Annotated in this window: 5 protein-coding genes; 2 read left to right on the top strand and 3 right to left on the bottom strand. The window is 63.3% G+C overall.

Annotated elements, in window-relative coordinates:
- Nucleotides 1-3: 3 nt before the first annotated feature.
- Complete coding sequence (gene glnE / locus EPN31_RS05530; protein WP_291770588.1) at nucleotides 4-2,760, bottom strand: bifunctional [glutamate--ammonia ligase]-adenylyl-L-tyrosine phosphorylase/[glutamate--ammonia-ligase] adenylyltransferase; 2,757 nt, start codon at nucleotides 2,758-2,760, stop codon at nucleotides 4-6.
- A gap of 79 nt (nucleotides 2,761-2,839) precedes the next feature.
- Between glnE and EPN31_RS05535 the strand changes: the two genes are divergently transcribed.
- Together EPN31_RS05535 and rmuC are read left to right on the top strand one after the other, a co-directional pair.
- Nucleotides 2,840-6,481 carry a YhdP family protein gene (locus EPN31_RS05535; protein ID WP_291770590.1) on the top strand — a complete coding sequence of 1,214 codons (3,642 nt, stop codon included), beginning with the start codon at nucleotides 2,840-2,842 and terminating at the stop codon, nucleotides 6,479-6,481.
- Between the two features lie 107 nt (nucleotides 6,482-6,588).
- On the top strand, nucleotides 6,589-8,391 hold the full coding sequence (gene rmuC / locus EPN31_RS05540; RefSeq protein ID WP_291770603.1) for a DNA recombination protein RmuC: 1,803 nt from the start codon (nucleotides 6,589-6,591) through the stop codon (nucleotides 8,389-8,391).
- Nucleotides 8,392-8,513: 122 nt separating this feature from the next.
- On the opposite strand, the gene gdhA is transcribed toward rmuC, so the two are convergent.
- Together gdhA and rho are read right to left on the bottom strand one after the other, a co-directional pair.
- Nucleotides 8,514-9,854, bottom strand: coding sequence for an NADP-specific glutamate dehydrogenase (gene gdhA / locus EPN31_RS05545; protein WP_291770591.1), 1,341 nt, complete (start codon nucleotides 9,852-9,854; stop codon nucleotides 8,514-8,516).
- Nucleotides 9,855-9,867: 13 nt separating this feature from the next.
- Nucleotides 9,868-10,561, bottom strand: a 694-nt coding sequence (gene rho / locus EPN31_RS05550; RefSeq protein ID WP_291770592.1) for a transcription termination factor Rho, incomplete at its 5' end; no start/stop codon positions are given.

Raw genomic sequence — 10,561 nt, forward strand, 5'->3', positions numbered from 1 at the left:
ATTCTAGTCTTGGCCCAACACTTGCCGCCAGAGGCTGCGCACGGCGGCGCGCTCGCGCGTGAGCTCGGCAGCGGGGACGCGGGCCTTCTCGGCACCCTGCAGACGCAGGGCGTGCTGGCGGCGGCGGAAGATCCGGTAGGCGTCGGCCACCTCAGCCGCCAGGGGCCCGGGAATCAGCCCGGCGCGCGCTGCCAGCCCCAGCAGTGCGATGTTGCCCAGATTACCCAGCAGTTCGGGGTGTGCGCAAGATTGGCTCAGCACCAGGAACTGGGTGATGAACTCGATGTCCACCATGCCGCCTCGGTCGTGCTTCAGGTCAAAGTCCGGGCTGCGGTTGGGGTGGCCTTGAGAAATCTTGTCGCGCATGGAGCAGACGTCGCGGCGTAGTGCTTCCGGGTCGCGTGGCAATAGCAGGATGCGCCGGCGGATGTCCTCGAAGCGAGCGCCGATGTCCGCGTCACCGGCCACGAATCGTGCGCGGGTGAGGGCCTGGTGTTCCCAGGCCCAGGCATGCGTGGTCTGGTAGCGCTCAAACGCTGAAACTGGCACAGCCAGCAGGCCGGCGTCGCCGTCCGGGCGCAGCCGCAGATCGATTTCGTACAGTCGCCCCGACGAGGTCAGCGTGGACAGCCACGATGCCATGCGCCGGCCCAGCTTGGCGTAGCGCTCGCCGGCTTCCTGGTCAGGGTCGTCATACAGGAACACCAGGTCCAGGTCCGAGGCGTAGCCGAGTTCCTTCCCGCCCAGTTTGCCGTAGGCGATGATGGCAAAGCGCGGCGGGGCGGGGTGGTCGCGCTGGTCTCGCGGCAGGACCTGCGGCCAGACCCGGCAAATGGTCTCGGCGAGCAGCAGGTCTGCCAGTGCAGACAGGTGATCGGCCAGACCCTCCACGCTGATCACGTTTTCCAGGTCCTGAGCCAGAAGCTGGAAGGTGACCTGGTGCTGCACGTCGCGCATCAGGTTCATCTGTTGTTCCACGTCGGGCTGACCGTCGGGCAGCACGCAGGCGTCCAGGTCGGAGCGAAGCTGCTCGGCCAGCGCCGCGAAGTCTGGTGCCTGCATCAGGCTGCGCCATTCGATCAGGCTGTCCAGCAGCAGTGGGTAGCGCGTCAGGTAGCGCGAGGCCCAGGGGCTGGCGCTCACGATGCGCGCGATCCGCGCCAGGGTTTCCGGATATTCGGCCAGCAGCGCCAGATAGGCACTGCGTTGTGCGACGTGCTCCACCAGATCGAGCAGCCGCTGCAGGGTGTCGGCCGGGGTGTCCGTTCGCAGCGCCGCCTGGAGCAGGCCAGGCATCAGGGCGTTGACGCGCTTCTGGCTGGTCAGCGGCAGGCTCTGGATTCGGTGGCTGTCGAGCAGCGTGTCGATGCGGGCCTGCAGTTCGCCGTTCTGGGCATCCGGCAGGGGGGAGGCATCCGGTGGCTGCGGCGCGGCGGCGCGCGGGGATTTGTCATCGCCGCCCATACCAGCAATCCGGAAGGCATCACGGAAGCACTGGGCCACGAAGTCGCGGTGGTGGGCGAGCTCCCCCGAGAATGCCGCTGGATCGGCGTAGCCCATGGCGTGGGCCAGGCTGGCTGTGCCGTCCGGGGTGCGCGGCAGCAGGTGGGTCTGCTCGTCCTCGCGATACTGCAGGCGGTGTTCGATACGGCGCAGAAAGACGTAGGCCTCCTCCAACCCGCTGGCTTCGGTATCACCCAGGATGCCGGCGCGGCGCTGCCTGTGCAGCGCAGAGAGCAGGTTGCGCTGCTGCAGCGATGGCTGCCGACCGCCCCGGATGAGCTGGTTGAGCTGGACGACGAACTCGATCTCGCGGATGCCGCCTTCTCCCAGCTTGATGTTGTGGTGCGTGTCCACGCCGTTGCGGGCGTGTGCGCGGCGTTGCCAGTCGGTGCGGATGCGCTCGCGCAGGCCTCGCAGTGCCGATAGTGCGTCGAAGTCGAAGTATTTGCGATAGACGAATGGGAGGCGCAGGGACTCGATCTCGTGCGCCAGAGTATCGAAGCGGACCGTGTCGAACAGTGGGCAAGGGATCAGGCGGGCCTTCAGCCAGGCGTAGCGCTCCCATTCGCGGCCCTGGGCCACCAGGTAGTTCTCCAGCGCCGCCAGGCTCCATGCCAGGGGCCCGCTGTCGCCGTCCGGACGCAGCCGCAGGTCGGTCCGGAAGACGTAGCCGTCGGCGTCCTGTTCAGACAGCAGGGCAGACAGCAGGCGGCAGGCCTTGCCGTAGAACTCGTGGTGGCTGATGCGCCGGCGCCCATCGGTTTCGCCTTCCTCGCCATAGAGCATGATGAGGTCGATGTCCGAGGAAACGTTCAGTTCCTTCCCTCCCAGCTTCCCCATCCCCAGAATCAGCAGATCCTGCGGGGCACCCGTGTCGGCGTAGCGCGGTGTTCCGTGGATTTCGGACAGGGTGTGCATCGCGCAGGCGTAGGCCTGGCCGATGGCCAGATCTGCCAGTTGCGTCATGGCGGCCACGACTTCGTGAAGCGAGGCCAGCCCCGCGACATCACGAACCATGAGCGTGCCAAACACCCGTCCTCGTAGCCGGCGCAGGGCGGACTTCAGCGCGTCCTGTGGGATTGGCTGGTTCGTGTCGGTCCCGGTCAGTTCCTGGAACCAGTCCAGCAGGGTCTTGCGCGTGACAGCCTGCCCGGCGTCGGCCACCAGCCGGGCCTCGTGCTCGGGGTGCGCCAACAATGACCGGCGTAGAACCCCGGACCACTCCAGTGCGGGCTTTAATATAATGGCATCAGACATGGGAGCTGCCCGTGATTCAATTGGGCGGGCCGGCGCTGACCGACCTCGCAAGGGGTTCTAACATACTTCAAACAACGGCATGCGCCAATTGATTTCAAGCCGTTCCGCCACCTGGGTGCGCTGGCTTCTGGTCCTTGTGGCCTGCCTGTATTTCGGGCTAGGGCTTGGGCTGCTGGGCCTGCGGTATGTGGTTCTGCCGCAGATCGACCACTGGCGCCCGCAGATCGAGCATCGGCTGGCGGACAGGCTGGGCGTGCAGGTCAGGCTTGGCGCTCTGCATGCTGACTGGCACGGCTGGGATCCGATCCTGGATGTGCAGGGTTTGAGCCTGAGCGATGCGAGCGGGTACGAGCTTTTGAGCGCGCCGTCCGTGCAGGCCCGCCTGAACTGGCGGGCCTTGCTGCCGGGACATCGCGGCTTGCTCAGGCTTCGGGTAACCGGGATGGATCTGGATGTCTCCCGGCTGCCCGATGGGCGCGTGAGCCTGCTGGGCCTTTCGTTCGACCCCGGCGAAGCGGCGCCTGTCGCCCTGCCTCCGTGGCTGCAATGGGTACTGTCCCAGCCGCTGATTGCCTTTCATGATGTGACCGTGCGCTGGCGCGACCAGAATGCGCCCCCCTTGTCGTTCGATGAGGTCAGTGCTGTCTGGGTGCATGACACGACGCGTGGCGCGAGCCTGCAGGCTTCCGCGCGGGCCCGGGCCGCCGGCGATGCTCGCGTGCAGTTGCGTGCCGTACTGGACGACTTGACGCCGCTGATACAGGGCGAGTGGCCTGCTCATGCGCGGGCCTGGCTACATGCCTCGCAGATCACGCCGCTGGCTTGGCAGCACTGGGTGTCGGGAATGCCGACCGAGTGGCGGCAGGGAATGCTGGACCTGCAGGCCTGGGCTGAGATATCCAATGGGACCCCCCGGTTGACTGTACAGGGACGGATCGAGTCGCTGGACTGGGCTGGCGCGCAAAATGCCAACCTGCGCGTCCCGACGGCTGTTGCCTGGGCGCAGGGGTCCTGGGCGCAGTGGCACGCGCTGACACAGGCGCCTTCGGCTCAGGAATCAGCGGGCGGTGCAGGGACCGGATCGGTACCCGGGATCGCCTTCGAGGCGCGTGCACAGGGTGTCCAGCTGTTTCAACCCCAGTGGTTCGCCTCGGTGCTCGATCTGGGGGCGCTGTCGGCCAGAGGCCGCCTGCAGCGAGCAGCCGACTGGAGGCTTCAGATTGATCGCGCCAGCTGGCATAACGCGGATGCGGACCTGGACGCCCAGGGAACCTGGCGGAGCAACGCTGGTGCCGGTATTGCCGATCTGAGCGGCACCATTACGCGGGCGCGCATGGGCGCCATCCACCGTTACCTGCCGCTCGTGGTGAATGCGGATGCCCGCGAGTGGCTGGCCACGGGCTTGCAGGCGGGCGAACTGGTCGACGCCAATTGGCTGCTGAGGGGCGATCTCGCAGAGTTCCCGTTTGGTGACCGGCCACAGGCGGGGGACTTCAGAATCACGGGAGATTTTCGTGGCGCGCGTATCGACCTGGTGCCGGATATCGCGCTCAAGCAGTCCTGGCCCTTGCTGCAGATACCGGCGGGCCATGTCGATCTGCATCGCATGGATCTGAACCTGCGGGCGGATCAGGCCACCATGGCACCTTCGGATAAGCAGGTCATCGCCATGAAGGCGCTGCAGGCCCGTATCCCGGATATGGAGCATGAGCCTGTCCTGTCGGTGTCAGGCCAGACCTCGGCGCCGGCGGCAGCCTATCTGGCGCTGATCCAGCGGTCGCCGCTGGGCGGAATGCTCAGCGGCGTCTTCGACGAGGCGAGGGTCACCGGCGACTGGCAGGTTCCTCTGGCGATCACTGTTCCGCTATTGCACAGCCATGATGCCCAGGTCCAGGGGCGAGTGGACGTGCAACGGACCAGCCTGCAGTTTCTGCCTCAGGCGCCAGCCTTCCAGGATCTGGAGGGGCAGGTCCATTTCAGCGAGACCGGGGTGCGCATCGTCCAGCCCCTGAAGGGCCGCCTGCTCGGGGGGCCTGTCCAGGTCCTCGGTGATCTGGGCGATCATGCGGGTCCGGGACTGTCGTTCCACGGGCAGATGAGCGCTGCGGCGATCGGGCATTTTGCTGGTGTCCCAGGGATGAAGCGAATCACGGGAACCTTGGCTTACCAGGCCCGCCTGTCGCGTCAAAAGCGGGGGTACCTGCTGAACCTGGATTCGGACACGTCTGCGTTGGCACTGGATTTCCCGGCGCCGTTGTCCAAGCCCCAGGGCGAAGCGCGTACGCTGAATCTCCAGTGGTCGGACGCCGACCCCAGCGACGATACGCTGGAGATCCGCTATGGCAGCGGTCTGCGCGTGGACCTGCGCCATGCCCGTAGCGGCTCGGCCAAGGGCCCCTACTTTCAGCAGGCGGCGATCGGCCTGGGTCAGGCAGCGACACTGGCTCCGGGGCTACAGGTGGCGGTGGATTATCCGCTGTTCGATCTGGACGTCTGGAATCGGATCGTGGACGAGTTTTCCATTGTGCGTCGCGGTCAGGTTCAGGCGCGAGGCGGCCATACTGCGAAGCGCCCCCTGTGGCCCGATCTGGCATTGCTCTCGGTGCAAGCGGATCAGTTGCGGCTGTTGGGTACGCGCCTGGACCATTCCGTGCTGCGGGTCGTGAAGTCGGCTGATGAACGTTGGTCCATGAATGTGCGCTCCCTGCAGACCACGGGAACGCTGAAGTGGCAGGAGCGGGACGGGCGTGTCCAGGGGAAGATGTCGGCACGTTTTTCGCGGCTCAGCCTGGGTGACGACCCCAGAGACAACAATGCGCTTCTGCCGGATGCCCAGATCGATGAGGATGCCGCCTTTGACGACGATCTGGAAATTTCCGGAATCTTGCTGCAGGCCGACGACTTCCGGTTGTATGGCCGCCCGGTGGGTGCGCTTTCGCTGGAAGGCGAACGCGACGGGGTGCAGCATGTGTGGCACCTGCGCAATCTGCGGATTGGCGATGGCCAGACGCGTCTGGCCGGCAGCGGGACCTGGCGTCTTCGGGGAGACGATCGCGGCCTGACCCTGAATGCATCGGTCAAGACGGAGGACCTGGGGGCCTGGATGGATCGGGCGGGCTGGAAGGACGTGATGGTCGGGGGAAAGGGAGATCTGAAGGGCCGCTTCGAGTGGCGTGATCTGCCGTGGACCCACGACAAGGTCAACCTGCGGGGTGACCTCAAGGTGTCGCTGGACAAGGGACGCTTTCCGAAGCTGGGTTCGCACACGGCCAAGCTGCTGGAGTTTCTGTCGCTGCAGTCCATTGCCCGCCTGACCAAGCTGGATTCCGGCCTGGCCGGGCTGCTGCACGAGGGTGTGCCCTTTGATCAGTTGCGGGGGTCGGTGAGCCTGAACCAGGGCGTGGCCCAGGTGCACGACTACAAGTTGATCGGTTCTGTCGGCACCATCCTGCTCGAGGGCACGACCAACATCATGGACCAGACCTTCAACATGCAGGCCGTGGTGGTCCCCAATCTGGATGTCAGTGGCGCAGCCATCGCAGCCGGCATTGCCATCAACCCCATCATCGGGCTGGGCGCTTTCATCACGCAGTGGCTGCTGAAGACGCCGCTGGCCAAGGTAATGACGTCCCACTACCAGATTACCGGAACCTGGGATGACCCTAAGGTCCAGGATGTTCCGGTGGCGGCCACCGCAACGATCGCGCCGGACGTCCACTGAGGGCTGAGTGCCCCTGACGGGTGCGTACTGTCGTACTATTGTTACAAGGGTTTTCTGCCCGCGGCAGATAGGGAGACGATGTGGAACTGGACGTAGTCTTGGGCCTGGTGGTGCTGACGGTTCTGATCGTGCTTGTGGCGCTCGCGATGCGAAAGACTGAGCAGGCGCACTTCAAGGAAGTCATCGACCGCTTGGGCAAGCTGGAATCTGACAAGGAGGCCGCAGCCAGGATAGGGCTTCAGATGACTGAGACCTACGGCGCTTCCAAGCAGCTGGTTGCGGGCTTTAGCGCGATTCAGGGGCAATTGACCGATTTCGCAAATGGTCAGCGGGTCGCTGGCGATACCGTTACCGAACTGAAGTCCACTCTGCCTGCGGTGATTGCCGGTGATCTGCAAAAGGTCAGTACCGCCCTTCAGGAACTCATGACCTCCCGGGTGCTGCCAGTCCTGAGGGAGTCGTCGCAAGCCATGCACCAGACCATCGTTGAGGAACGCACGGCCGCCGAAAAGCGTTTCAACGAGCTCCGGGATAGCCTGCAAGCGGGCCAGCGCGAATTCACCGCTAAATCCGCCACCGACTTTGCTCAGCGAAGCCACGAACTCGACACCAAACTGGCCTCGTACCGACAGGAAGTCGAGACCAAGCTCCAGGCCAACGTAGAGTCCGTGCAGCAGCTCATCAAAAGTATCGAAGGCCGGTTTACGACCCTTTCGACTTCCAACACGGAAGCCATCAACAGCATCCGGGATTCCGTCGGCAGACAGTTGAAGGAAATGCGCGATGAAGCCGCCACGCATCGCACAGAGATGACGGCTATCACCAAGGGTGCGGTTGAGGGTCTGGAAGGCAAGGTCACCAAGCTGACGGTGGACAACAATGCCAATATCGAGAAGCTGAAGGTCGGTGTGGAGACGAAGCTTGTGGCCCTCCAGATGGACAATGCCGCAAAGCTCGAAGAGATGCGCAAGACTGTCGATGAGAAGCTCCAGGCGACGTTGGAGACCCGCTTGGGCGAATCCTTCAAACTGGTTTCCGAGCGTCTCGAACAAGTTCATCGCGGCCTCGGCGAGATGCAGACCCTGGCCAGCGGTGTCGGCGACCTGAAGCGCGTGCTGACCAATGTGAAGACTCGCGGGACCTGGGGTGAAATGCAGCTTTCCCGGCTGCTGGAACAGATGCTGACTGCAGAGCAGTATGTGGCCAACGTCACCACCAAGAAAGGTTCCAACGACCGCGTGGAATTCGCCATTCGTCTGCCGGGCAGAGAAGAAGACGTTGAAGTCTTTCTGCCAATTGACGCCAAGTTCCCGATCGAGGACTATCAACGACTCCTGGATGCCCAGGATCGGGCTGACCTTCCGGCCATCGACGAGGCTGCCAGGGCGCTGGAAACCCGCATCAAGGGCGAAGCCAGGACGATCAGCGAAAAATATATCGATCCGCCGAATACGACAGACTTTGCCCTCCTTTATCTGCCGATCGAGGGCCTCTACGCCGAGGTGCTGCGCCGTCCGGGCCTCGTCGAGATGCTGCAGCACGATTACCGGGTGACGGTCGCTGGCCCGACCACGCTGACTGCGATCCTGAACAGCCTGCAGATGGGTTTCCGGACGTTGGCCATCACCAAGCGATCGTCGGAAGTCTGGAAGGTGTTGGGTGCGGTCAAGACAGAGTTCGGCAAATTCGGCGACGTCATTGAAGCAGCAAGGCGGAAGCTCGAAGCAGCATCCAAGCAGTTTGAGCAGGTGGACGTACGTACCCGTGCCATCCAAAGAAAGCTCAGGGGGGTTGAGGAACTGCCGGTTGCGCCTGCGCGGGAGATGCTTGATGTCAGTCTCACCTCGGCTGGCGATGAGGATGAAGAGGATCCAGCGGGGCCTGCCCTCTTTCACAATCCGGGGGGGTAGCGCTCCGTCATGCTCTGACATGAAAAACACCCCAAAGGTTGGATTGGTGTCCAACTTTTGGGGTGCGGTTCACGCAGGAGCTTTTTTGATGTCCGGACAGCCGACCAGGGTCGAGGATCCGATCAGTACACACCCTGTGCCAGCATGGCGTCGGCGACCTTCACGAAGCCCGCGATGTTGGCGCCATTCAGATAGTTGATCTTGCGACCTTGCGAGCCGTGGCTCACGCAGTTTTCGTGGATACTGCGCATGATGCCATGCAGCTTGTCGTCCACTTGGTCGCGCGTCCACATGATGCGCTGCGAGTCCTGGGCCATTTCCAGCCCCGAGACCGCCACGCCGCCGGCGTTGCTGGCCTTGCCTGGCGCGTACAGCACGCCGGCGTCGATGAAGGCGCTTGCCGCCTCGATGGTGGAGGGCATGTTGGCGCCTTCGGCCACACAACGCACGCCATTGGCGATCAGTGCCTTTGCGTCGCCGATTTCCAGTTCGTTTTGCGTGGCGCAGGGCAGGGCGACATCCACCGGAACGTGCCAGGGGCGCTTGCCGTCCTCGTAGGTCAGGTTCAGTTGCTTGGCGTAGTCTTGGACCGTGCCGCGTTGCTGGTTCTTGATGAACATCAGGACGGCAAGCTTTTCGGCCGTGAAACCTTCAGGGTCCACGACGCAGCCATGCGAATCGGACACCGTGATGACCTTGGCGCCCAGCTGGATGCATTTCTCGATGGTGTATTGCGCCACGTTGCCGGAGCCCGACACGGACACGGTGTAGCCGTCCAGTGACTGATTGGCCTGCTTGAGCATTTCTTCCGCGAAATATACCAGCCCGTATCCGGTGGCTTCGGGGCGGATCAGGCTGCCGCCGAAGGAGATGCCTTTGCCGGTGAACACGCAGCCGCTCTGGTTCGAGAGCTTTTTCAACATGCCGGCCATGAACCCGACTTCGCGCCCACCCACGCCGATGTCGCCCGCGGGGACGTCGGTATCCGGACCCAGGTGACGATGCAGTTCCAGGATCAGCGCCTGGCAGAAACGCATGATCTCGGCGTCCGACTTGCCCTTGGGGTCGAAGTCCGACCCGCCCTTGGCGCCGCCGATAGGCAGGGTCGTCAAGGCGTTCTTGAAGGTCTGTTCGAAACCCAGGAACTTCAGGATCGACAGGTTCACCGAGGGGTGAAAGCGCATGCCGCCTTTGTACGGACCGATCGCCGAGTTGTACTGCACGCGAAAGCCGCGGTTGACGCGGATCTGGCCAGCGTCATCGAGCCATGCGATGCGGAACTGGATGGCGCGTTCTGGCTCTACCAGGCGTTCGAGCAACGCCTGGCTCGCGTAGCGCGGATTTTTCTGGATGAACGGCCACAGGCTGTGCATGACTTCGTTGACGGCCTGCATGAACTCGGGCTGATGCGGGTCCCGTGCCTTGACTTGGGACAGGAATTGATCGACAGAAGATAGACTCATCAGAAGTGCTCGCTTATTTTCTCATCATGTCAAAAAACTCGGCGTTGTTTTTGGTGGCCCGGATTTTGTCCAGGATGAATTCCATGGCCTCGACCTCATCCATGTCGTGGATGAATTTACGCAGCACCCAGATCTTTTGTAAAAGCTCGGGCTTGATCAGGAGTTCCTCGCGACGCGTGCCGGACTTATTCAGGTTGATGGCCGGGTAAATGCGCTTCTCGGCCAGTCGCCGTTCCAAGTGCACTTCCGAATTGCCAGTACCCTTGAATTCCTCATAAATGACTTCGTCCATACGGCTGCCGGTTTCGATCAGGGCCGTGCCGATGATGGTCAGCGAGCCACCCTCTTCGAGGTTGCGTGCCGCGCCGAAAAACCGCTTCGGGCGCTGCAGCGCGTTGGCGTCCACACCACCGGTCAGGACTTTCCCGGAGGCCGGCACGACCGTGTTGTAGGCGCGCGCCAGTCGGGTGATCGAATCCAGCAAAATGACAACGTCCTTTTTTAACTCAACCAGACGCTTGGCCTTCTCGATAACCATTTCTGCGACTTGCACATGGCGCGTGGCCGGCTCGTCGAAGGTCGAAGCGACGACCTCTCCGCGGACCGTTCGTTGCATTTCCGTCACTTCTTCCGGCCGCTCGTCCACCAGCAGCACGATCATCACGGCGTCCGGGTAGTTGTCGGTGATGGCATGGGCGATGTGCTGC

The organism is Castellaniella sp. (assembly GCF_004321985.1).
Classification (GTDB): Bacteria; Pseudomonadota; Gammaproteobacteria; order Burkholderiales; family Burkholderiaceae_B; genus Castellaniella.

Coding starts and splice junctions, on each gene's coding strand:
- glnE (WP_291770588.1), bottom strand. CDS start 2,760: ATGTCTGATGCCATTATATTAAAGCCCGCACTGGAGTGGTCCGGGGTT.
- EPN31_RS05535 (WP_291770590.1), top strand. CDS start 2,840: ATGCGCCAATTGATTTCAAGCCGTTCCGCCACCTGGGTGCGCTGGCTT.
- gdhA (WP_291770591.1), bottom strand. CDS start 9,854: ATGAGTCTATCTTCTGTCGATCAATTCCTGTCCCAAGTCAAGGCACGG.